Here is a 22,895-nt window from a genome sequence, read left to right as displayed (position 1 = left end):
CCGTGCTCATGCCTGCTCCATGCTCATGCCACCGGCTCCGCCGCGCGGGCGAAGCGGGCGATATAGGCCTCGATCGCCGCGATGTCGTTGGGAAGGGTCGGCGTGCGCTCCGGCCGCTCCAGAAGGTCTGCCAGATGGGGCGGCAGCGCGGGCCGCTCGCCGCAGGCGCGCTCCACCGCATCCGGGAACTTGGCGGGATGGGCGGTGGCCAGCACCACCTGCGGCACATGCGGATCCTGCGGGAGGCGCTCGGCCACCGAGACCGCCACCGCCGTGTGCGGGTCGAGCAGGTAGCCGGTCTCGCGCCGCACGCGGGCGATGGTGTCCGCCGTCTGCGCCTCGTCGGTGCGGCCAGCCTCGAAATCGGCGCGGATCGCCTCCAGCGCGCTGTTCGGCGGGGAGAAGGCGCCGGATTGGGCGAGCGCCGCCATCAGCCCGCGCAGCGCGCCGGCGTCCCGCTCCAGCGCCTCGAACAGCAGGCGCTCGAAATTGGACGAGACCTGAATGTCCATGGAGGGCGAGGAGGAGGGCACCACGCCCGTCGTCTCGTAGCGGCCGTTTGCCAGCGTGCGGACCAGGATGTCGTTCACATTCGTCGCGATGGTGAGCCGCGAGATCGGCAGGCCCATGCGCTTGGCGACATAGCCGGCCAGCACGTCGCCGAAATTGCCGGTCGGCACCACGAAGGAAACCGGACGGTGCGGCGCGCCCAGCGCGGCGCCAGCGACGAAATAATACACCACCTGCGCGACGATGCGCGCCCAGTTGATCGAGTTGACGCCGGCAAGGTGCAGCCGGTCACGGAAGGCGAGGTTGTTGAACATCGCCTTCACATGCGCCTGGCAGTCGTCGAACGTGCCTTCGATGGCGATGGCGTGGACATTGGCATCCGGCACGGTGGTCATCTGCCGGCGCTGCACCTCGGACACCCGGCCCGCGGGATAGAGGATGAACACATCCGTGCGGGCGCGGCCGCGAAACGCCTCGATGGCGGCGCTGCCGGTGTCGCCGGAGGTGGCGCCGACAATCGTGGCACGCGCGTCGCGCTGGGTCAGCACATGGTCCATCATGCGGCCGAGCAGCTGCATCGCCACGTCCTTGAAGGCGAGCGTCGGGCCGTGGAACAGCTCCAGCACGAAGCGGTTCGGGGCGATCTGCACCAGCGGCGTGGTCGCGGGATGGCGGAAGCTGGCATAGGCCTCCTCCAGCATCGGCGTCAGCACATCGGGCGTGAAGGCCGAATCGACGAAGGGCGCGATCACCTTCCCCGCCACCTGCGCATAGGAGCGGCCGGCGAGGCGCGCGATCTCCTGCGGGGTCAGCGAAGGAAACACGTCCGGCACATAGAGGCCGCCGTCGCGGGCAAGGCCGGCGAGCAGGGCATCGGAGAAGGCGAGTACCGGCGCCTCGCCGCGGGTCGAGATATAGCGCACGCGCGCCTCCGCTCACTAATTCGGCGGCAAACTAGTGGTGCCGCCGATCATAGGCAAGCAACAGCTTGCGCAACGCCCCTCAGCGCGCACGCAGCCGTTGCCAGGCATAGGCGGCGAACATCGCCAGAAGCGTGGCGGCGAGCCCGTACCAGGTCAGCGCATATTCGAGGTGCCGGTTGGCAAAGCTGACGCGCGTCAGCCCGCCGATCGGCATCCCTCCGGGGATGGGCGCGCCATCGGCGTCGATGAGGAAGGGCGCGGTGCGCAACAGCCCCTTGGCGCTGGCAATGGCCAGCGGATCACGCACGAACCAACTATCCTTGGCCGGGTCGTTATCCGGCCGGAACAGGCCGGACTCCTCCGGCAAGCGCAGCAGTCCCGTCACCGTGACGGGGCCGTCCACCTGCCCTTCCGGTCGGCTGGCGGGAAGCCGGCGGTCCAGCGGCACGAAGCCGCGATTGACCAGGATGGTCGAGCCGTCGAGCCTCACCAGCGGCGTCACCACCCAGTAGCCGGGACCGCCGGTCCCGTCGGGTGCGGTGTCGATCAACGCATAGACCTGCACTTCCAGATCATGGCGGAAGCGCCCTTGAGCGGTGACATGGCGATATTCGTCATCGCCAAAATTCACCTGCGGCCAGGCCGGCTCCTCGGGGGCGGGCTGGGCCGGCTCGTGGATGCGCGCGGCGACCTTGGCGACCAGATCCTCCTTCCACGCGAGCCGCTCCAGCTGCCAGGTGCCGAGCCCCACCAGCAGCGCGAACAGCGCGAGGACGCACACGCCCGCCGGCAGCAGCTTGCGCACGGCCGATTTGCGCACAGCTGATTTGCGAGGCTGTCCGGCAGGTGATGCGGCCGGGGGGGGCGACAAGGGCCTCGGAGTCACGAGCCACCCTTGTCGAGACGGCCCGGCTCTGCCTTGCGCGCATATTGGAGAGCGATCATCGTCGCCTTCAGCGGCCTCAGCAACCCGAGCGTCGCCAGAAGGACAAGCGGCGTCCACAGCACGGCATGCACCCAGAAGGGCGGCATCCAGGTGATTTCCACCCACAAGGCGAGGCCGACGACGACGCTGCCGGCGAGCAGGATGATGAACACCACCGGGCCATCGCCCGAATCATCGAAACTGTAGTCCAGCCCGCAGGCCTCGCAGCGCGGCGCCACGGTGAGGAAGCCGGAGAACAGCTTGCCGCGCCCACAGCGCGGGCAGCGGCAGGTGAGGCCGGCCTGATAGGGCGAGACTGCGGTGTGGAAGGGCTGGAGATCCATGGGCGGCTTCTACTCCCTTTGCGTGGCGCGGGCCATCCACGGGGACGGCCGCCGTCCGGCGATGGCCGGCGCGGCCAACGAAAAAGGGGCGGCCCACAGCCGCCCCCCGATCCCGATGATCAAGCTCTCAGTGTGGCGCGCCGGCGCTTCCCCACACATAGATGAAGGTGAAGAGGAACAACCACACGACATCGACGAAATGCCAGTACCAGGCCGCCGCCTCGAAGCCGAAATGATGGGTCGGCGTGAAGTGGCCGGCATAGAGGCGACCCAGGCACACGGCGAGGAAGATGGTGCCGACGATGACGTGGAAGCCATGGAAGCCGGTCGCCATGAAGAAGGTGGCGCCATAGATGTTGCCGGAGAAGGCGAATTCGGCGTGGCTGTACTCGAAGCCCTGCAACAGCGAGAACACGAAGCCGAGGCCCACCGTGAGCCACAGGCCCCACTTCGCCGCCTGCCGATCGCCATGCACGAGGGCGTGGTGCGCCCAGGTGAGCGTGGTGCCCGAGGTCAGCAGGATCAGCGTGTTGAGCAGCGGCAGGTGCCAGGGATTGAACGTCTCGATCCCCGTCGGCGGCCAGTGCCCGCCGGTGAACTCGGCGCGGGCGTAGTTGATCGGCTCGCCCACGAACAGGGCCGCATCGAAGAACGCCCAGAACCACGCGACGAAGAACATCACCTCCGAGGCGATGAACAGAATCATGCCGTAGCGCAGATGCAGCTGTACCACCTTGGTGTGGGCATGCTGGTACTGCGCCTCGCGGATGACGTCCCGCCACCACACGGCCATGGTGTAGATCACGCCAAGGAAGCCGACGATCATCACCAGCGAGGTGAGCTGCCCGTGCATCCAGAACACCGCGCCGACAGCCAGCACGAAGGCGAAGGCGGAGATGACGGCCGGCCACGGGCTGGGGTCGACCAGGTGGTAGTCGTGCTGCTTGGCGTGGGCGTCAGCGTGGGCCTGGGCCATGGGTCGCGCTCTCCGTTCCGTCACGTTTTTCTAGCGTGCCACTGCTGTGGCCGCAATGTGGCGTTCTGCCGTTCACAGGGGCCTGCCAAAGCGATGGCCTTGCTAAAACTAAAGCGGTGTCTTGCCCGCCTCCGCTCCGCCCGCCGGCTTGCCGGCCGCAACCGGGGCCGCCTTGGGGAAGAACGTGTAAGACAGGGTGATGGTCTTGAGATGCGCCATCTCCGGATCCTCCGCCAGGGCGGGATCGACGAAGAAGACCACCGGCATGTCCAGCGTCTCGCCCGGCTGCAGCGTCTGGTCGGTAAAGCAGAAGCACTGCATCTTCGCGAAATAGTAGCCCGACTGCGCCGGCGTCACATTATAGGTCGCCGCGGCGGTGGCCGGTTTGTCGCCGCGATTGCGCACCCGGTAATAGGCGATCTTGGTCTCGCCGATGCGCAGCTGCATGGAGCGCACTTCGGGCTCGAAGCTCCAGTTGAGGCCGGGCGCCACATTGGCGTCGAAGCGGACCTCCAGCGTGCGCTCAAGCGTTTTGGCCGGCGCCGCCGTCGCCACCTTGGTGGCACCGCCGAAGCCGGTGAGCTGGCAGAACATCTGGTATAGCGGCACCGCAGCGTAGGACGCGCCGGCCATCGCCGCCACGAAGACGACGCAGGCGACAAACACCGCATTTTGCCGCCAGCGCGGCACGGGTGTCATCACCCGCCCGGCCTGCGGGGTTTCTGGGGACGTGGGGGGCGATTCCATCATCATGGGCGCCTCACAACGGCCGGACCAGCACGGCGGGGCCGAGCTTCACGACGGTCACGACATAGAACAGAACACATAGCGCGGCGAGTACCAGCGCGATGGCGATGGAGCGCTGACGCTGGCGCCGCTGCTGCTCGCGCGTCAGCACCACCCCGTCGATCGCGCTACCCGAAACCTCGCGGCCAGTCGTCGAGCGGCCGGCAATCGTACGGCTCGCCATCTTGCGACCCGCACCCCCGGCCGCCGCGGCGCCCGTCGCGGTCGCGCCGCGCTCCACCGGGCGGCTCTTGCTGCGGGGGCCATAGCCCTTGCTCTTACGCGCCATCACGATCACCGCTGCTCAAAGCCCGGACCCGAACGGCACCACCGCCTCGACGAGGAGGACGGCGAAGAGCAGGAACAGGTAGATAATGGAAAAGCCGAACAGCTGCCGGGCAGCCTTCTCGGCGGGCGCACCCTCGCGCCGGCGATAGACCCGTGCCGCCAGCAGCACCATGCCCGCGCCGGCGATGCCGGAGACGATCCCGTAGGCTACTCCCGCCATGCCGAGGAAGAAGGGCGACATGGCCAGCGGCACGAGAACCAGCGTGTAGAGCAGGATCTGCCGCCGCGTCTCGGAAGGACCGGCCACGACGGGGAGCATGGGCACGCCCGCGCGCTCGTAGTCGCCCGACTTGTAGAGCGCCAGCGCCCAGAAATGCGGCGGGGTCCAGAAGAAGATGATGAGGAAGAGCAGCACGCTCTCCAGCCCGATGCCGCCGGACGCAGCCGCCCAGCCGACCATGGGCGGGAAGGCACCGGCCGCGCCGCCGATGACAATGTTCTGCGGCGTCCAGCGCTTCAGCCACATCGTATAGATGACGACGTAGAAGAAGATGGTGAAAGCCAGCAGCGCCGCCGACAATTCGTTGACCAGCAGGCCCAGCACCAGAACCGCGCCGATCGACAGCGTCATGCCGAAGGCCAGCGCCTCGCCCGGCGCGATGCGGCCCGCGGGGACCGGCCGGCGCCGCGTGCGGCTCATCACCGCGTCGATATCGGCATCCCACCACATGTTGAGCGCACCGGAGGCGCCGGCGCCGATGGCGATGCACAGCAGGGCCGTGAAGGCGATGACCGGATGCACCGCGCCCGGCGCCCGCACGATGCCGACCAGCGCCGTGAAGATGACGAGCGACATTACCCGCGGCTTCAGCAGCGCGATGTAGTCGGCCACCGAGCCGTGATGCAGCCCATCGACCGCCCGCGCCCCGTTGAGCGCCGCGTTGAGCGCCTCCTGGCGGGGCATGTCGTAATCGCGCGAGGCTAGGTCGGTCATTCACTCACTCCGGCGCCGTCCGGGGCGACGCTCCTGTTCGGTGGTCCGCCGGAACATCGACGGACCCGTGCAGGGGCGGACGATCGCCCCGCAGCTTCAGGCACGCCCGGCGCGGCAGGATCCGCGTCGGGGGAATTCAGGCCAGGCGCCCGGTCACTTGATCTTCGGCAGCACGTCGAAATGGTGGAAGGGCGGCGGCGAAGACAGGGTCCATTCCAGCGTGGTCGCGCCCTCGCCCCAGGGATTGGCACCGGCCGGCACCTTGGCGGCGAACATGCGCCATATGCCGAACAGGAACACCAGCACGGCGAAGCCGGAAATGTAGGAGCCGATCGAGGAGACCAGGTTCCAGCCGGCAAACGCGTCGGGATAGTCCGCGTAGCGGCGCGGCATGCCGGCGAGACCGAGGAAATGCTGGGGGAAGAAGACCAGGTTCACGCCGATGAAGGTCAGCCAGAAATGCAGCTTGCCGATGCTCTCGCTGTACATGTAGCCGAACATTTTCGGCGACCAGTAGTACCAGCCCGCGAAGATGGCGAAGACCGCGCCGAGCGACAGCACGTAGTGGAAATGCGCCACCACGTAATAGGTATCGTGCAGCGAGCGATCGATGCCGGCATTGGACAGCACCACGCCGGTGACACCGCCGACCGTGAACAGGAAGATGAAGCCGATCGACCACAGCATCGGCGTCCTGAACGAGATCGAGCCCCCCCACATGGTCGCGATCCAGGAGAAGATCTTGATGCCCGTGGGAATGGCGATGATCATGGTCGCGGCGACGAAATAGGCCTGCGTCGAGGACGAGAGGCCGACCGTGTACATGTGGTGTGCCCACACCACGAAACCGACCACGCCGATCGCCACCATCGCATAGGCCATGCCGAGATAGCCGAAGATCGGCTTCTTCGAGAAGGTCGAGACGATGTGCGAGATGATGCCGAAGCCGGGCAGGATGAGGATGTACACTTCGGGGTGGCCGAAGAACCAGAACAGGTGCTGGAACAGGATCGGATCACCGCCGCCGGCCGGATCGAAGAAGGTGGTGCCGAAATTGCGGTCCGTCAGCAGCATGGTGATGGCGCCCGCCAGAACGGGGAGCGACAGCAGCAGCAGGAAGGCGGTGACCAGCTGGGACCAGGCGAAGAGCGGCATCTTGTGCAGCGTCATGCCCGGAGCGCGCATGTTCAGGATCGTGGTGATCAGGTTGATCGCGCCCAGGATCGAGGAGGCGCCCGACAGGTGCAGCGCGAGGATCAGCAGGTCCATTGCCGGGCCGGGATGCCCGAGCTTCGAGGAGAGCGGGGGATAGATCGTCCAGCCGCCACCAAAGCCGTTGGAACCCGCCGCGCCCTCGACGAAGAGCGAGAGGATGGCGAGCGCGAAGGACGGCGGCAGCAGCCAGAACGCGACGTTGTTGATGCGCGGGAAGGCGGTGTCCGGCGCGCCGATCATCAGCGGCACGAAATAATTGCCGTAGCCGCCGATCATCGCCGGCATGACCATGAAGAAGATCATGATCAGGCCGTGGCCGGTGGTGAAGACGTTGAAGGTCTGCGGATCCGAGAAGATCTGCATCCCCGGCTGCTGCAGCTCCATGCGGATGCCGATGGAGAGGATGCCGCCCACGATCCCCGCCACGATGGCGAAGATCAGGTACATCACGCCGATGTCCTTGTTGTTGGTCGAATAGACCCAGCGCTTCCAACCCGTCGGATCGCCCGTGTGCCCGGCTGCATATGCCATTGAACCGTCCCTCATTCACGCGCTGGCGCGCTTCGTCTCGTACGCGCTTGGTCTTGTATTTCTAAACCCGGGTATCGGCGGACGCGCTCAGGGCGCGGACGCGATCACCTCGGCCGTCGGCGCGCCCTGGGCGACCCGCGTCGGCAGGTCGGCCGCGGCGAATTTCTGTTTGGCTTCCGAGACCCATGCGGTGAATTCGCTCTCGCTCACCACGCGGATGGAGATCGGCATGAAGGCATGGTCCTTGCCGCACAGTTCCGAGCACTGACCATAATATACGCCCTCCTTCGTCGCCTGGAACCAGCTCTCGTTGAGCCGGCCCGGCAGGGCGTCGATCTTCACGCCGAAGGACGGCAAGGCGAAGGAATGGATCACGTCGGCCGCCGTCACCTGGATGCGGACGATCTTGTTGACGGGGACCACCACCTCGTTGTCGACCGCGAGCAGGCGCGGCTGACCGGGCTTCAGATCCTCGGTCGCCACCATCAGGCTGTCGAAGCTGAACGGGCCATTGTCGGGATATTCGTAGGACCAGTACCACTGGTGCCCCGTAACCTTCACGGTGAGGTCCGCCTTGGGCAGGTCGAGTTCGAGGAACAGCAGCCGGAAGGAGGGAATGGCGATCGCCACGAGGATGAGCACCGGGACCACGGTCCAGGCCACCTCGATCAACGTGTTGTGGGTGGTGCGGGAAGGCACCGGATTGGCCTTCTCGTTGAACTTCAACGCCACGACGATCAGCAGCGCCAGCACCAGCACCACCACGCCGATGATGATGAACAGCAGGAAATCATGGAACGAATGAATGCTCTCCATGACCGGCGAGGCCGCTCCCTGGAGATTGATCTGCCACGGCGACGGCTGGCCCGTCCCGGCCGCGGCGACGCCAGCGCCCGCCATGGCCAATGCCAGGAAACCGACGGCCCCGCCGGCAATCCCCATGAAGAAGCCGGCGGCGTTACGCGCAGCGCTGCGGATCCACGACGTCATCGCGATCTTCACTCCCATCAACTCCCCGGGCCTCCGGTTTCCGCGCCGCCAGGTGGCCCGGCCCAGCCGGGTCGCCCGACGCCAGCAGGTCGCCCGGCCTTGCCCAAGCGCCCGGCAGACCGGAGGCATTTGATCTTCATCAAACACAAAAAGGACACCTGAGCAACGCACCGAGGGGGTCCGGGTCCTGCGACATGACGTCGGGTGCCTGGAACCGTTCTACTTGCTCGGGAGCCTCCGCCCCATTCTTGACATCGGCCTCGGGCGTTGTACGCGGGACACCCTTGTCCGCACACGAGCGCGGTGACGGCATGATTCGCCTTGTCCCGCAGCGGCGTTTCTTTAGAAGACTCCTCGTGCACATTATCTGGAGACAGCCCATGCGCGGCTTCGCGGCCCTCCGTTCGGCTTTTTTGGCAGCTTTCGCGGTTCTCGCGTTCATCGCGTCGTCCGCGAACGGGGCGCAGGCCCAGGGCGTGGTCCGTTCGGTCCATGGCGAGTGGCAGGTCCGCTGCGACACCCCCCCGGGCGCGCAGTCCGAGCAGTGCGTTCTGCTGCAAAGCGTGCAGGCCGAGGACCGGCCCAATGTCGGGCTCACCGTCATCGTGCTGAAGACGGCCGACCAGCAGAGCCGCCTGCTGCGCGTGCTCGCGCCGCTCGGCGTCCTGCTGCCCTCGGGCCTCGGCCTCAAGATCGACAATGCCGATGTCGGCCGCGCCGGCTTCGTGCGCTGCGTGCCCAATGGCTGCGTGGCCGAGGTGGTGATGGACGACAAGCTGGTCAGCCAGTTGCGCAGCGGCCAGAGCGCCACCTTCATCGTCTTCCAGACGCCCGAAGAAGGCATCGGCATTCCGCTCAGCCTCAAGGGATTCGGCGAAGGGTTCGACGCGCTGCCGTGAGGAACCGTGCATGACCGCACCGGACGAAGCCTCCCCCTCCCCCGGCCCGGACGTGCGTCTCGTCGTGTTCGACATGGACGACGTGCTGCTGCGCTATGATGTCGAGGCCCGCCGCGCGGCCATCGGCCGGCTGGCCGGGCTGACGCATGACGAGATCGAGCGGCGCATCTGGACGAGCGGCATCGAGGATGCCTCCGATGCCGGGCTGCTTTCCGCCGATGCCTATCTCGACGCCGTAGCCGCCGCCCTCGGCGTGCCGTTCGGCCGCCGCGAATGGCATGACACCCGCCGGCTCGCCATGACGCTGGATCCCGCCGTGACGGCCCTTGCGGCCCGGGTGAGCGCGCGCGTGCCGATCGCGCTCCTGACCAATAACGGCTTCATCATGAAGGAGCATTTCGACGCGCTGGTGCCGGAGTTGCGCGCGCTGTTCGGCCCCTCCATGCATGTCGCCGCCGAATTCGCGACCAAGAAGCCGGACCCCGCGATTTATCGGCGCCTCGCCGCTCTGCATGGCGTCGACCCCGCCGCAGCGGTGATGATCGACGACAAGGCGACAAACGTGGACGGCGCCCGCGCCGCCGGCCTGCGCGCCCACCATTTCACCCATGCCTCTCGGCTGGAAACCTTCCTCGACGGGATCGGTCTGCTCTAGGAAGCCGGGCGCCCCGGGGCGGAGGGATACGCCTGCCCGGCCGTCCGTCGCTCGGCTCGGCGTAGCGTCCATCGCCAGGGGCCGCGCGGCAGCAGCGGGAGGCGCCCGCCCGGCAGGACGTGGATCAGGATGTGGATCCGGTGCCCGGCCGCAACGCACCGCCGGCAGAAGCCCGGGGCCGCAGATCGGCGATGACGCAATGACAGGCTTCTTCCGCCCCTCGAAGCCCGCTCGGCGACGGGAGATTCCACGCCTCCGGAGCCGGACCAAGTCGCGCGATCATGTCGGACGAGGCGGATGGGGGGCGCCCGCGGCGCGGGGGTGCTGGCCGCAGGAACGGAACGCCCGGCTCCCGTCCGGCCTCTCAGTTCGCCTTCTCGTCCTCGATCATCGCCTCGAGGGCGCCGATCGTGACTTCCATGTCGGCGATCTTGCGCATCATGTTGTCCGAGGGAATCGTTCCCGCCTCGGCCGCGGCCTTGATGAGGTCGCGCTGCGCCGACAGCAGGCGGACGCGAAGGGACTGAAGCTTTTCATGCATGTTTCTGGAAACCGTGCTGCCTAGCGGGATGTGAGGACCAACCGAGGGGGAACGACGTCCGGGCGACGGGCAACGCGCCCGCCCTCACAACCCGGCAGCCTTGCGCAGCGCCGCATTGATGCGTTCCTGCCAGCCGGCGCCATCCTGCTGGAAATGCTCCAGCACCTCGCGATCGAGGCGGATGGAGACGATTTCCTTCGCGCTCGGCAGCACAGGAGCCCTGACGACAGGCGCTTCCGCTGCCGGCTTCGTCGTGGCGCTCTTGAACGCGGCCTCGGCATTTTCGCGGGCTGAGCCGCCGAAGCGGCGGGTGGGCGGGGGGCTCATCATGCGGTCCCGAGGGTGAATGGATCGCGATGCTATACCGCGATTCTCCCGAAAGTGGCGAATCGACGCGACGTGGCGCAATATTTCTGGCGAAAAACTTCGCTCCCTACCGTTTCGCGGTCTCCATTTCCCGACCCCGCTCCACTCAGTCACCCCGTGCGACGCGGCTGGCCAGCAATTCGCCGCTCCGCTCCAGAACGGGATAGGCGGCCGCGGAGACGAGATGGCTGTTGATCAGCTTCATGTCCCTGAGCAGATCGAGATAGAGGGCGCTGGCCTGCGCGGCGGAGAGCTGGCTGCCGCGCAGGCGCTCGAAATGCTGCAGCGTCGCGCGTGTCTCGGCCTCGCGGAACGCCACCTTCTCGTCGGCCAGCAGTCGCGCCGCGCGCGGATCCTCGGTCATGAAGAGAGACGCTGCGGTGCGCAGATTACCGATCAGGCGATCCATCAGCGCCAACAATTCCTGCTGGCGCTCGCGGGGATAGGCCAGGCCGCGCTTGAGGCCCTTGGAGGCGTGCGGCAGCAGATGGCGGTCGACCACGTCGCCCGCCTGTTCCAGATTCATGGTGAAGGTCAGCACCTGCTGCAGGCGCAGGTGGTCGTGCGGGCCGAGTTCGTCGGGGTCGATCGAGGTGAGATAGGACTTGATGGCGATGTTGAGCCGGTCGATCACGTCGTCGCGGCGCCGGGTCTCCACGATCAGCCGCCGGTCGCCGTTTCGGAGCGCCTCGCGCGCATCGCTCAGCACCGTCTCCAGCACATCGGCGATGCGCAGCGCCTCGCGGGCCGCCCCGCCCAGCGCGACGATGGGCGTCTCCTTGGCGGCGGGATCAAGATAGAGCGGGCTGCCCGGGTCGGCCGCGGCAGCGCGGGCGGGCAGCAGGAAGGCCAGCAGCCGCCCGAGCGGGCCCAGCACCGGCAGGAAGACCAGTGCCACCGCGATGTTGAAGAAGGTGTGGAAGTCGGCCACCGCCCGCGCATTGTCGGGCTGGAACGTCACCATCAGCTGGCCGATGGGCTGCAGCGCGGCGAGTGCCACGGCAATGCCCGCCAGCCGCATCAGGAGGTTGCCGAGCGGCACGCGCCGGGCCACCGGATCATCGCCGGCCGCCCCTTCGAGCAGCGGATTGATCGCGGTGCCCAGATTGGCGCCGAGCACCAGCGCGAAGGCGGCATTGGGCGGCACCACGCCATTGGCCGCCAGCGACATGACCAGCAGCACCACCGCGACGCTGGAATGCGCCGCCCAGGTGATGCCGGCGGCCAGCAGCACGTCGAGCAGCGGCGCGGTCGAAATGGCCCCCAGCAGCAGCCGCAGGCTCGGCGCATCCTCATAGTCGCGCATGAGGTCGAGCAGATGGCCGAGCGCGAGCAGCATCAGGCCGAGGCCGATCAGCACGCGGCCGAGATCATGGGTCTGCGAGGAGGAATCCCGGCGAAACATCAGCACCCCGACCAGGATGGCGATGGGCGCGGCCATGGCGATGTCGAAGGACAGGACCTGCACGATCAGCGTGGTGCCGACATTGGCGCCCAGCATCACCGCCAGCGCGGGAACCAGTTCCACCAGCCCGCCGGCCGCGAAGCCCGTCACCATCAGGCCGGTGGCGGTGCTGCTCTGGAGCAGCGTGGTTACGCCGAGCCCGGCGGCAAAGGCCCGCAGCCGGCCATTCAGGGCGCGCCCCAGAATGGCCTTCAGACGGGGCCCGAAGGCACGCTGCACGCCGGTCTGCACCATATGGGTGCCCCACAGCAGCAACGCGATGAATCCCGCGAGGTCGATCAGTGTGGCCGGAAAGGACATGTCGTCACGCTAAGCCCGAGGTGAGACATCGGACAAGCAATTATCGGTGCAGTTTGCGGCAAGCCCGGCACGCCAGCCCGCGCCCCACCCATCGGCCTCAGGCCGCCGACCGCTCCACCTTCAGCGCCCACAGCGCGAAGAGCGGAGCGTCGCCCGAGCGCATGGCATGGCGGATCGCCGGCACATTGTAGAAGGAGCCGCCGATGCCCGGTGCGAACCAATCGCTCTCGCCGTGCCGGAACTCGCCCCCCGAGAGCACGAGATAGGTCTCTTCCGGCGCATGGTCGTGGTCGGGATAGCGTACATGGGGCGCGAGCAGCGAGACGCCGAGCCAGACATCCTCCCGCTCCTCCACGCCGCCGGGGCCGACAATCATCGCGTTGGCATGGCCATCGACGAAATTGGCGCTGGCCGTATCGTCATGGGTGGGGCGCCGGCGCCAGGCCAGCATCGGCTCCAGCACCCGGAAGGCGGCGATGAGCCCGGCGACGGACGGCACAGCCTCTGCCGTGTCGAGCGCGGCGTCGAGGTGGTCGCAGGCCGGCAGTCGGCTGCCGGGCGTGGCGCGGGGCGCTGCGGGCGCCTCCAGCCGGACCTTGATCGCGGCGAGCGAGTTTCTGGCCTCGGGCGCCTGCGCCGCGCGCTCATAGGCGAAAAAGCAGGCGTCGAGAAAGGCCTGAAGCGCCTCGTTCCGAACGGTCATGCATCGCTCTCCTGCGGCCAGTGCCGGCCTGCGCGGCACGGCCGGTATTCCCTCCATCGAAACACGGGTGTCGGATGGCGCCAAGACCCGATCGGAAGCATCACCCGGCTCAGGCCACCAGATCCCTGAACGGCGCGATCGCGTCGGTATCGGGAAACACGTCGCGGGCGAGATAGCCGGCCGGGGCGCCGAACAGGTCGGCGAGCAGCCCCTTGGCGATCGCCCGCACGTCAACGGTCGGCCGGAGGTCCCGGCCCTCCAGCAGCGCGGCCTCCGAGAGGCCGGGCCAGTCGGCGATCACCCGGCCGCCGCGAATGGCGCCGCCGGCGAGCAGCACCACCGTGCCCGTGCCATGATCGGTGCCCTGCGTGCCGTTGATCCGCGCCGTGCGGCCGAACTCGGTCACCACCATCACGGCGGTGTCCTTCCATTTCGGGCCCAGCGTGGCGGCGAAGACGCCGAGCGCGTCGTCCAGCCCGCCCAGCCGATTGGCCAGCTGGCCCTTCACGCCGCCCTCATTGGCATGGGTATCCCAGCCCTCGAAGGCGAGCCCGGCAATGCGCGGGCCGTCGTCGCGGGCCAGAAGTCGGGCGGCGCCCAGCGCGGTCTGGCTCATTCCCTTGGGATCGGCCGGCCCGCCCTGCCGCTTGATGGCGGGCCCGTTCATGGCGATGAGGTCCTGCGTCTTCAGCCCGTCCAGCAGCGCCTGGTGCAGGCCGGAATCGCGCTCGGCATAGAGCGCGGTGAGGCGGGTGGCGAGATCGTCCCCGGCCGGCGGCAGCACGGCGGGGCTCCAGCCCAGCACCGGCGCGGGGCCGCGCACCACCAGCGGCGCCACCGGCCCGACGCCGAGCGCGCCCTGCGCGGCGATGCGCTCGCCCGCCGGCAAGCCGGCGAGGAAACGGTTGAGCCAGCCCGATTCGGTGCGCCCGGGCGCCGGCTGGCCGCTTTCCAGCACGTCCTGGCCATCGAAATGCGAGCGGTCGCGATAGCCGGTCGCCGCCGCATGCACGACGCTGGCCTGACCCGCCTTGTACAGCCGGGCGAAATTGGGCATCGACGGGTGCAGGGCGAAGAACCCGTCGAGCGGCAGCGCCGGAATGTCGCCGGTGAGCGAGAGGGCGAGATCTCCGTGCAGCCCGGCATAGGCGGGGTCGCCGACCGGGGCGACGGTGGCCAGCCCGTCCAGCGCGCCGCGCAGCACGATGCAGACGAAGCGGGCGTCGCGCGCGCCGGCGGCGAAGGCGAAGCGCGGCATGAACGCCCAGGCGAACAGCGCGCCGGACGTGCCGAGAACGGCGCGACGCGACAGCGAGGTTTCACACAGCTTCATGGCTCATCTCCTCTGGAATTCGGGCGACATGAGCAGGAGCGCGATCGCCTGCGGGCGGCTCTCGGCGCGCCGCACCGCCTGCAGCGTCTCGGCCGACACGGCCCCGCCGAACGCGGCGTCCGCCAGTTCGAGCGGTTCGGCGGTGGCGGCCGTGCGGCCGATCTGGTCGGCCACGTCGAGCCGCGTCTTGATGCCGGTGGGCGAGAGCCAGTCGTCGCTGCGGTCGGCGAAGCCCTTCGGGCTGCCGGGGTTCCACACCGGCTGGCCCATCGCCACCAGCTGCCCGGCCGCCACCTTGGCCTCGTCCGGCTTGCCGGTGAGGCGCAGCGCGGCGAACAGGAATTCCTGCGGCGAGCGCAGCTTGGCCGGCGCGTCCGCCCAGGCCTCCGGCGATTCGATGAGCGTGCGCGCCAGCTCCTTCAGGTCGCCGCCGCTGGTGCGAAAGCTCGCCGCCAGGCGATCGACCAGCGCGGGCGGTGGGTCATCGGCCACGAAATGCGCGGCGAACTTGCGGGCGATGTGGCGGGCGGTGGCCGGGTGGGCGGCCAGCGAGAGCAGCGCCGATTCACCCTGCTCCACCCCGCCCTCGGGATAGACGCGGCCGAGCAGCGTCTGGTCGCCCGGCTCGTGGCGGGCGGGCGCGAAGGTGAAGCGCCCGCCATTGAAGGCGTCCTCGTCGGCGGAGGCGATGGTCCAGCCGGTAATGATGCGCGCGAGCGCGGTGACGTCGGCCTGGGTGTAGCCGCCATCGACGCCGAGCGTGTGCAGCTCCAGCGTCTCGCGCGCCAGATTCTCGTTGAGGCCGCGCCGGTTCTTCAGCGCGGCATTGGAACGGGGGCCGATCGACTGGGTGTTGTCGAGATAGGCGAGCATGGCCGGATGCTGCTCGACGGCGCGCAGCATGTCCGGGAAGCGGCCGAGCACATGGGGGCGGATCGCCTCGCGCTCGAACGCCCCCGCCGTGATGCGCACCGGCGCGTCCTTCAGCGCGATGGCGAAATGATTGGCCCAGAACATGACCAAACGCTCGGTGAAGCCGACCTCGGCGCTGCGCGCCCGGACGAGCCGGGCGGCGATCTCCTGCTCATAGACCAGGTTATCGGGCGCGGGCGCCTTGGCGGCCGGCCCGGCCATCGACGGCGCGCCCATCGAGGGGGACGCCATATCCGGCGCCATCCCCGATGCCATGCCCGCCGGCATGGCTGGCGCGGCCGGCCTTTGTGGTCCGCGCAGCGCGACATTCATCGGCGCGGCGACGTCTGGCGGCGGGGCGCGGGTTTCCCGGGCGCGGGTGACGGCGCGCTGGTAGGCGGCGTTGCGCGCCAGCGCCGACTGGCTGCCCGGAAGGGAGGGGTCGTCCAGCCGGATGGCGGCCGGCCGCGCCATTTCCTCGATGAGGGCGCCGCGCGGGTCGGCGCGAAGCCGGGCGATGTCGCCGCGGCGCGGGCCGAGCCCGAAGCGGCGCAGGGCGGTGAGGGCTTTGAGCTCGTCGGACATGCGAGGGCCCCTGATGTCGACGCGTTGACGGCCTGCACGACACTGGCAAGCCGCGTGACAGTCTTCGACGTTGAGCGCCCCTTTTGGTCAGGCTGCGGAGGTTTTAGGGCTATTTGGCGACCATCGGGACGTCGGGGGCCTTTGTGTCGCAAACATCCGTGGCCTCGCGGAGCGGCAGCGGCACCCCGGTGCCTTCGCGCTCCCGGCGGCATTCGCCATCGACCCGCCCCGGACCGGACGCCGCACCCGGCCGCCTCGCGATCGGGCGCGCTCTTCCTATATAGAGACCGCGCGACACCCCTGCGCGTCACACCATCAGGAACACCGCATGCCCGAGCTTCCCGAGGTGGAGACCGTCCGGCGCGGCCTCGCGCCGGCCATGGAAGGGCGGCGGATCCGGGAGGCGCTGGCCCGCCGGCCGGATCTGCGCTGGCCGCTGCCCGAGCGCCTCAATGAGCGTCTGGCCGGGCGCCGCATTGCCGGGCTCGGCCGGCGAGCCAAATATCTGCTGATCGATCTCGATTCCGACGCAGCGGCCGCGAACGAGGTGCTGGTCGTGCATCTCGGCATGTCCGGCTCCTTCCGCATCGAGGCGGGAGATGGGGCGGGAGATCGGGCGGCCGAGGCGCCGGGCGCCTTCCACATTCCGCGCTCGAAGGCCGCCGCGCATGACCATGTGGTGCTGCGGCTCGAGCACGGGGTGGACATCGTCTACAACGACCCGCGCCGCTTCGGCGCCATGCTGCTGGTCCCCCGGACCGAGCTTGAGGCGCACCCGCTGTTCCGCGACATCGGCCCGGAGCCGCTCGGCAATGGCTTCGATGCCGCGGGCCTCGCGAAGGCACTCACAGGCCGCCGTACGCCGATCAAGGCGGCGCTGCTCGACCAGAAGATCGTTGCCGGGCTCGGCAACATCTATGTGTGCGAGGCGCTGCACCGCGCCGGCATCGCGCCGGAGCGGCTCGCCCTGACGCTGGCGAGCCCGACCGGCCGGGCCACGCGCGAGACGCGGCTTCTGGTCGAGACGATCCGCGCCGTGCTGGAGGAGGCGATCGCCGCCGGCGGTTCCACCCTGCGCGACCATTCGCAGGTGGACGGCACGCTCGGCTATTTCCAGCACACTTTCCGCGCCTATGACCGCGAGGGCCAGCCCTGCCTCGCGCCGGGCTGCCACGGCAGCATCGCCCGGCTTGTGCAGGCGGGGCGCTCCACCTTTTATTGTGCATCGTGCCAGAGATAGGGAGGCGCCCGCAGCATGGCGTATGACAACATCCTCGTGGAGACCAACGGGCACGTGGGCGTGATCACGCTCCACCGGCCGAAGGCGCTCAACGCGCTGAACGGCGCGCTCATCGCCGAACTCGGCACGGCGCTGGACGGCTTCGAGGCCGATCCCGGCATCGGCTGCCTCGTGCTCACCGGCTCGGAGCGCGCCTTCGCGGCCGGCGCCGACATAAGGGAGATGCAGCCGCTCACCTTCCCCGGCACCTATACCGACGACTTCCTGACGAGCTGGGACCGGCTCGCGCGCTGCCGCAAGCCGGTGGTGGCGGCCGTGGCGGGATATGCGCTGGGCGGGGGCTGCGAGCTGGCGATGATGTGCGACATCATCCTCGCCGCCGACAATGCCCGCTTCGGCCAGCCCGAGATCCAGCTCGGCATCCTGCCGGGCGCCGGCGGCTCGCAGCGCCTCACCCGCGCCATCGGCAAGGCCAAGGCAATGGAGATGTGCCTGACCGGGCGCACCCTCACCGCCGAGGAGGCGGACCGCTACGGCCTCGTCTCGCGCGTCGTGCCGCTGGCTGAGCTTCAGGCGGAGGCGATGAAGGTGGCCGACACCATCGCCAACCTTTCCCTCCCCTCGGTGGTCATGGCCAAGGAGAGCGTCAACCGGGCCTTCGAGACCACGCTGGCGGAGGGCATCCGATTCGAGCGGCGGCTGTTCCAGGCCCTGTTCGCCACCGCCGACCAGAAGGAAGGCATGGCCGCCTTCGTCGAAAAGCGCAGTGCTTCCTTTAACAATGCGTAAACGCCGTCCGGGGGCCGTCGTCGTCGCATGGCTTACATATTGACGCGGCAGCGCTCCGAGACTATAAGCCCGCCACTCGCGCGGGGTCCCGTTGGGTCGCCCCGCCTCATCATTTGCAACCGATATTTCGGGCAAGAAGCGGCCGGCGCCGCGCTTGCAGAGACGAAGAGGACGGCCGATGGCCAATACGCCCTCCGCCAAGAAGGCGGCTCGCAAGATCGAGCGCCGGACTGCGGTCAACAAGAATCGCCGCTCGCGTCTGCGTACCTTCGTGCGCAAGGTCGAGGACGCGCTCGCCTCCGGCGACGCGACCGCCGCTTCCGTCGCCTTCAAGGCGGCCGAGCCGGAGATCCAGCGCGCCGCCCAGAAGGGCGTGCTGCACAAGAACACGGCCTCCCGCAAGGTTTCGCGCCTGGCGCAGCGTGTCGCCAAGCTGAGCGCCTGATACCAGCTCGATACGAGCAACCTGAAGTTGCGGCAAAGCCCGGCGTCACGCCGGGCTTTTTGTTTGTGCGCGGCGCCTCCGCAGGCCCTCCCAAGCCCCTCCCGGCCCCCCTGCCCTGCCCGTCTCGCTGCAATGGCGTACGCATATTTACCGCGTTGCAAAACTGTCACGCCCGCGCGGGCGCGGCTCCCATGCCACCCCCCGCCACCACCAGCCGGCTTGACATGTCCGACCCCGCGGAGCAGGCGACCGGCCGCTCCGAACGGGGCATTTCCGGCCTCGGACCGCGCAGACTTTTCTCTTTATTTTCATAAAGTTACGCCTCACACGCCGACACCTCGGCAGAATCACCGGGAAGGCACCCCTCCCACCCGTCCCGAGCATAAAAATAGGCGAGGAAAGACCCGTCATGGAGCGACAGGGATTCTTGCAAAGGACTCAGAGATTTGCCGACTCATGGTTCTTTTTTGAGCGGCTGATTCGTCCATTTCGCAGGCGCCCCCATCGCCCACCGCATGGCGATGGCGTTGCGCCTGAGCCCCCCCCTGTGTATGTTGTGTTCATCCGGTTCCGCCGGACCATCTCAGCGAAAAGTTGAGTTCACGTACTGCTCATTCTGACATGAGGAGGAGGTAGTCATGCGTTGTTTCTGCTGCCCTTCCTCTCCGCCAGAGCGTCCCTTCAGGGAATTACACGGCAACGCGATCCAATAGGATGCGATTGTCGGAGTGAGTAGCGAACGCGTTCATTTGTATTCGTTTTAGAACAATCAAACCTGTTACAGGACGGCAAGGTTCTTGCCGCGAAGGGGTACCTATGACGACGCGCATGGACAGAAGAAGGGCGGCCCGTCAGAGCACTGACAGTGCCGAGGCCGAGGCTGGCTCCTTCTTCGCGGTTGACGATCGAGTTCTCGCGATCGAGTCCTGCGCCTGTCCCGCGGCGGCCGGCAGTTCCCCGCCCCGCTGAGCCCATACCGCCGACAATCCGAGAGTACCGGAGTTTCGGAACGGATCCCGCAAGGGCCGCCGACGACGTTTCATCGACATCGACATGCGTGTCCGCTCGCCCATACCGCCCTTCCCGGCGGTGCTTCGGGTGAGGCGGGTGGCCGTCCTTGTCTTCCAACAACCGCAAAAAACCAGCGGAGCTACCATGTTCAAAGCCAGCAGCATCGAGTCTTCAGACGGTGTGGCGTATCCCGGCCGCGTATCCGGTGCCGGTTCACGAGTCGGTTTGGACAGTACCCCGCGTGAGTTGGACGAGGCCCCGCATCAGGCGTGGGATCGTGTGCGCCGCCGCCTGAGGGCGGAGATCGGCGAGGAAGTCTATTCGAGCTGGTTTCCCCGTCTGGAACTCGACGGCCTCGCGCGCGGCACCGTGCGACTGTCCGTTCCGACGCGGTTTCTCAAGACCTGGATCCAGCAGCATTATGTCGAGCGCCTCACCGCGCTGTGGCAGGAAGAGGGTGGCGCCGAGCGCGTCGAACTGATCGTGCGCACCGCGGTGATGCGCGGCACGGGCACGGGCACGGGCACAGCCTCGACCGTCCGCCCGATCGTCGCGCCGGGCACCGTCCTGCGTACCGCCGTCGAGGCGCGTCCGCCGGCCGCCGTCGCGTCGGCCGTCACCACGCCCGAAGTGGGCAATGGCTCGCCGCTCGACCACCGCCTGACCTTTGCCAGCTATCGGCTGGGCGATTCCAACCGCCTTGCCCACGCGGCCGCTCTCAAGGTGGCGGCGGCGCCCACCGGTGCCGGTCCGGTGTTCAACCCGCTTTATCTCCATGCCGCGGTCGGCCTCGGCAAGACCCACCTCCTGCAGGCCATCGCCGCCGCCGGCCCGGAGCATGGCCGGCGCGTCGTGTATCTCACCGCCGAGCGCTTCATGTACGGCTTCGTCGCCGCGCTGAAGAGCCAGTCGGCCATTGCCTTCAAGGAGCAGCTGCGCGGCATCGACACGCTGGTGATCGATGACCTGCAATTCCTCCAGGGCAAAAGCGTGCAGCAGGAATTCTGCCACACGCTCAACGCGCTGATGGATTCCGGGCGCCAGGTGGTGATCGCCGCCGATCGTCCGCCGGCCGAGCTTGACGCGCTGGAAGAGCGCGTGCGCTCGCGCCTTGCCGGCGGACTGGTGGTGGAGATCGCCCCGCTGGACGAGGAGTTGCGGCTGGAAATCCTCTCCGCCCGCATCCATGCGCTCGCCAGCCAGCATCCCGGCTTCCACGTGCCGCCGGACGTGCTCGCCTTCATCGCCCGCCATTGCGGGCAGAACGGGCGCGACCTCGACGGCGCGCTCAACCGGCTGCTGGCCCATAACCAGCTCACCGCCCGCGCCATCACGCTGGAAATGGCCGAGACCGCCGTGCGCGACCTCGTGCGCTCCACCGAGCCCAAGCGCGTGCGGGTGGACGACATCCTGCGCATCGTCGCCAAGCACTACAACGTGACCCGCGCCGACATCCTCTCGCAGCGCCGCACCGCCAATGTGGTGAAGCCGCGCCAGATCGCGATGTACCTCGCGAAAACGCTGACCCTGCGCTCGCTGCCGGAGATCGGCCGCCGCTTCGGCGGACGCGACCACACCACCGTGCTGCACGCGGTGCGCAAGATCGAAGGCCTCATCGGCAGCGATCGCGCCATGGCCGATGAAGTCGAGGCGCTCAAGCGGCTCATCAACGACGAGTGACACGCGCGCCGGGCGGCGGCCCATCGCGATGACATCCGACGGTCCCTGCCTCAGGGACCGTCGCGCGCCCTGCCATTTGCAGGCGCCTGCCGGGAGCCATGGCGCGGCATGTGAAGGAGACAGCGTGTGACACGCCGCGCTCCATCATCGCCGTTTCCCCCGGCACCGCGCCAGCTTCGACACTTTCCCCATTATTTCGCCGCGCTGCAGCGCACCGCGCTTGCTATCACGCGGTGCTGACGGCAATGTCGGCTCCCCCGGCGGCGACCGCGCCGCCCGCCCGGGGCGCGGCATGGAGCGTGGCTTCGCGTCATGCGCGCTTCGTGCGTCTTCCGTTTCTCGTATAGCCACGGGTGTCGCGGCCATGAAGGTCACTGTCGAGCGGGCCGAGTTGCTCAAGTCACTCGCCCACGTTCATCGTGTCGTCGAACGGCGCAACACCATTCCGATCCTCGCCAACGTGCTGCTGCGCACCGATGCGCGCGGGCTGGCGCTGCGCGCCACCGACCTCGACATCGAGATCGTGGAGACGATTGCCGCCGAGGTGGGCCAGGAGGGCGCCACCACCGTCCCGGCGCACACGCTCTACGACATCGTGCGCAAGCTGCCCGAAGGCGCGCAGGTGCAGCTGGAGACTTCGGGCGACCGCGGCACGCTCACCGTGCGCGCCGGCCGTTCGCGCTTCGCCTTGCAGACCCTGCCCGAGAACGAATTCCCCGACCTCGCCGCCGGCGAGATGACGCATGCATTCACGATGCCGGCGGGTGAATTGAAGCGGCTGGTCGACAAGACCCAGTTCGCCATCTCGACCGAAGAAACCCGCTATTACCTGAACGGCATCTACCTGCATGTGGCGGATGCGGGCGGGCCGGTGCTGCGCGCGGTGGCGACCGACGGCCACCGCCTCGCCCAGGCCCAGACCGCCGCCCCCGCCGGCGCGGCCGGCATGCCCGGGGTGATCGTTCCGCGCAAGGCGGTCGCCGAGATCCAGCGCCTCGCCGACAATGCCGAGGCGGAAGTGACGGTGGAGCTCTCCACCTCGAAGATCCGCGTCTCGCTGGATCGCGTGGTGCTGACCTCCAAGCTGATCGACGGCACCTTCCCCGATTACGGCCGCGTCATCCCCACCGGCAACGACAAGACGCTGATCGTCGACAAGGCCGACTTCGCCTCGGCGGTCGATCGCGTATCCACCGTGGCGAGCGAGCGCGGGCGGGCGGTCAAGCTCTCCATCGCCGACGGCAAGCTGGTGCTCTCCGTCACCAACCCGGATTCGGGCAGCGCGACCGAGGAGATCGAGGTCGAGTACGCCGCGGAGCCGATCGATATCGGTTTCAACAGCCGCTATCTGCTCGACATCACCTCGCAGATCGAAGGCGGCACCGCCGAGCTCAAGCTCGCCGACCCCGGCTCTCCGACCCTGGTGCAGGATCCGGACAAGCGCGGCGCGCTCTATGTGCTGATGCCGATGCGAGTGTGAGCCCGTCGC

The 22,895-nt window shown here is 68.3% G+C and carries 22 protein-coding genes; 7 read left to right on the top strand and 15 right to left on the bottom strand.

The genetic code is table 11. The annotated features are described in order from the left end of the window. Nucleotides 1-23: 23 nt before the first annotated feature. The 9 genes from thrC to coxB all read right to left on the bottom strand — a co-directional run bounded on the left by thrC (nt 24) and on the right by coxB (nt 8,434). A complete protein-coding gene (thrC, locus tag FHS55_RS01460) occupies nt 24-1,433 on the bottom strand; it encodes a threonine synthase (RefSeq protein ID WP_183187900.1) in 1,410 nt (469 codons plus the stop codon). 79 nt (nt 1,434-1,512) lie between these two features. Beyond that, nucleotides 1,513-2,253 carry an SURF1 family cytochrome oxidase biogenesis protein gene (locus FHS55_RS01455; RefSeq protein ID WP_183187899.1) on the bottom strand — a complete coding sequence of 247 codons (741 nt, stop codon included), beginning with the start codon at nt 2,251-2,253 and terminating at the stop codon, nt 1,513-1,515. A gap of 62 nt (nt 2,254-2,315) precedes the next feature. Further along, a complete protein-coding gene (locus FHS55_RS01450) occupies nt 2,316-2,702 on the bottom strand; it encodes a DUF983 domain-containing protein (protein ID WP_183187898.1) in 387 nt (128 codons plus the stop codon). A gap of 127 nt (nt 2,703-2,829) precedes the next feature. Continuing rightward, nucleotides 2,830-3,678 carry a cytochrome c oxidase subunit 3 gene (locus FHS55_RS01445; protein ID WP_183187897.1) on the bottom strand — a complete coding sequence of 283 codons (849 nt, stop codon included), beginning with the start codon at nt 3,676-3,678 and terminating at the stop codon, nt 2,830-2,832. Nucleotides 3,679-3,786: 108 nt separating this feature from the next. Continuing rightward, nucleotides 3,787-4,425, bottom strand: a complete 639-nt coding sequence (locus FHS55_RS01440; protein WP_425485778.1) for a cytochrome c oxidase assembly protein — start codon at nt 4,423-4,425, stop codon at nt 3,787-3,789. 13 nt (nt 4,426-4,438) lie between these two features. Next, nucleotides 4,439-4,753 carry a hypothetical protein gene (locus FHS55_RS01435; protein ID WP_425485785.1) on the bottom strand — a complete coding sequence of 105 codons (315 nt, stop codon included), beginning with the start codon at nt 4,751-4,753 and terminating at the stop codon, nt 4,439-4,441. A 15-nt stretch (nt 4,754-4,768) separates the two neighbouring features. Next, on the bottom strand, nt 4,769-5,746 hold the full coding sequence (locus FHS55_RS01430; RefSeq protein WP_183187896.1) for a heme o synthase: 978 nt from the start codon (nt 5,744-5,746) through the stop codon (nt 4,769-4,771). Between the two features lie 153 nt (nt 5,747-5,899). Further along, entirely contained in the window at nt 5,900-7,492 is a 1,593-nt protein-coding gene (gene ctaD / locus FHS55_RS01425; RefSeq protein ID WP_183187895.1) for a cytochrome c oxidase subunit I, read from the bottom strand. A gap of 87 nt (nt 7,493-7,579) precedes the next feature. Further along, the gene (gene coxB / locus FHS55_RS01420) at nt 7,580-8,434 is read right to left on the bottom strand and encodes a cytochrome c oxidase subunit II (RefSeq protein WP_246339841.1); all 855 of its coding nucleotides are present in this window, start codon (nt 8,432-8,434) and stop codon (nt 7,580-7,582) included. Between the two features lie 428 nt (nt 8,435-8,862). Between coxB and FHS55_RS01415 the strand changes: the two genes are divergently transcribed. Beyond that, nucleotides 8,863-9,381, top strand: a complete 519-nt coding sequence (locus FHS55_RS01415) for an invasion associated locus B family protein (RefSeq protein ID WP_183187893.1) — start codon at nt 8,863-8,865, stop codon at nt 9,379-9,381. 10 nt (nt 9,382-9,391) lie between these two features. Continuing rightward, nucleotides 9,392-10,036, top strand: coding sequence for an HAD-IA family hydrolase (locus FHS55_RS01410; protein WP_183187892.1), 645 nt, complete (start codon nt 9,392-9,394; stop codon nt 10,034-10,036). 364 nt (nt 10,037-10,400) lie between these two features. Here the strand turns inward: FHS55_RS01410 and FHS55_RS01405 are convergent, their stop codons facing one another. The 6 genes from FHS55_RS01405 to FHS55_RS01380 form a co-directional block, all read right to left on the bottom strand. Then, nucleotides 10,401-10,577: a hypothetical protein gene (locus FHS55_RS01405; protein WP_183187891.1), complete on the bottom strand. Its 177-nt coding sequence runs from the start codon at nt 10,575-10,577 to the stop codon at nt 10,401-10,403. A gap of 84 nt (nt 10,578-10,661) precedes the next feature. After that, the gene (locus tag FHS55_RS01400) at nt 10,662-10,904 is read right to left on the bottom strand and encodes a BrnA antitoxin family protein (protein ID WP_183188585.1); all 243 of its coding nucleotides are present in this window, start codon (nt 10,902-10,904) and stop codon (nt 10,662-10,664) included. A 145-nt stretch (nt 10,905-11,049) separates the two neighbouring features. Continuing rightward, nucleotides 11,050-12,708, bottom strand: a complete 1,659-nt coding sequence (locus tag FHS55_RS01395; protein ID WP_183187890.1) for a Na/Pi cotransporter family protein — start codon at nt 12,706-12,708, stop codon at nt 11,050-11,052. Between the two features lie 97 nt (nt 12,709-12,805). Further along, nucleotides 12,806-13,411, bottom strand: coding sequence for a dimethylsulfoniopropionate lyase (locus tag FHS55_RS01390; protein WP_183187889.1), 606 nt, complete (start codon nt 13,409-13,411; stop codon nt 12,806-12,808). A 109-nt stretch (nt 13,412-13,520) separates the two neighbouring features. Continuing rightward, nucleotides 13,521-14,744, bottom strand: coding sequence for a DUF1501 domain-containing protein (locus tag FHS55_RS01385; RefSeq protein ID WP_183187888.1), 1,224 nt, complete (start codon nt 14,742-14,744; stop codon nt 13,521-13,523). Between the two features lie 3 nt (nt 14,745-14,747). Continuing rightward, the gene (locus FHS55_RS01380; RefSeq protein WP_183187887.1) at nt 14,748-16,241 is read right to left on the bottom strand and encodes a DUF1800 domain-containing protein; all 1,494 of its coding nucleotides are present in this window, start codon (nt 16,239-16,241) and stop codon (nt 14,748-14,750) included. Between the two features lie 328 nt (nt 16,242-16,569). Here FHS55_RS01380 and mutM point away from each other — a divergent pair, with 328 nt between their 5' ends. From mutM to dnaN, 5 genes are all read left to right on the top strand, one after another. Next, the gene (gene mutM / locus FHS55_RS01375; RefSeq protein WP_183187886.1) at nt 16,570-17,481 is read left to right on the top strand and encodes a bifunctional DNA-formamidopyrimidine glycosylase/DNA-(apurinic or apyrimidinic site) lyase; all 912 of its coding nucleotides are present in this window, start codon (nt 16,570-16,572) and stop codon (nt 17,479-17,481) included. Nucleotides 17,482-17,496: 15 nt separating this feature from the next. Beyond that, nucleotides 17,497-18,270, top strand: coding sequence for an enoyl-CoA hydratase (locus FHS55_RS01370; protein WP_183187885.1), 774 nt, complete (start codon nt 17,497-17,499; stop codon nt 18,268-18,270). A 178-nt stretch (nt 18,271-18,448) separates the two neighbouring features. Next, nucleotides 18,449-18,715, top strand: coding sequence for a 30S ribosomal protein S20 (gene rpsT / locus FHS55_RS01365; protein WP_183187884.1), 267 nt, complete (start codon nt 18,449-18,451; stop codon nt 18,713-18,715). A 1,155-nt stretch (nt 18,716-19,870) separates the two neighbouring features. Continuing rightward, complete coding sequence (gene dnaA / locus FHS55_RS01360; RefSeq protein ID WP_183187883.1) at nt 19,871-21,406, top strand: chromosomal replication initiator protein DnaA; 1,536 nt, start codon at nt 19,871-19,873, stop codon at nt 21,404-21,406. A 364-nt stretch (nt 21,407-21,770) separates the two neighbouring features. After that, on the top strand, nt 21,771-22,886 hold the full coding sequence (gene dnaN, locus FHS55_RS01355; RefSeq protein WP_183187882.1) for a DNA polymerase III subunit beta: 1,116 nt from the start codon (nt 21,771-21,773) through the stop codon (nt 22,884-22,886). Nucleotides 22,887-22,895 lie beyond the last annotated feature (9 nt).

It is taken from the genome of Ancylobacter tetraedralis (assembly GCF_014195655.1).
Lineage (GTDB): Bacteria > Pseudomonadota > Alphaproteobacteria > Rhizobiales > Xanthobacteraceae > Ancylobacter > Ancylobacter tetraedralis.
The sequence above is the reverse complement of the archived record's forward strand: the minus strand, read 5'-3'. Positions and strand labels throughout refer to the sequence as shown.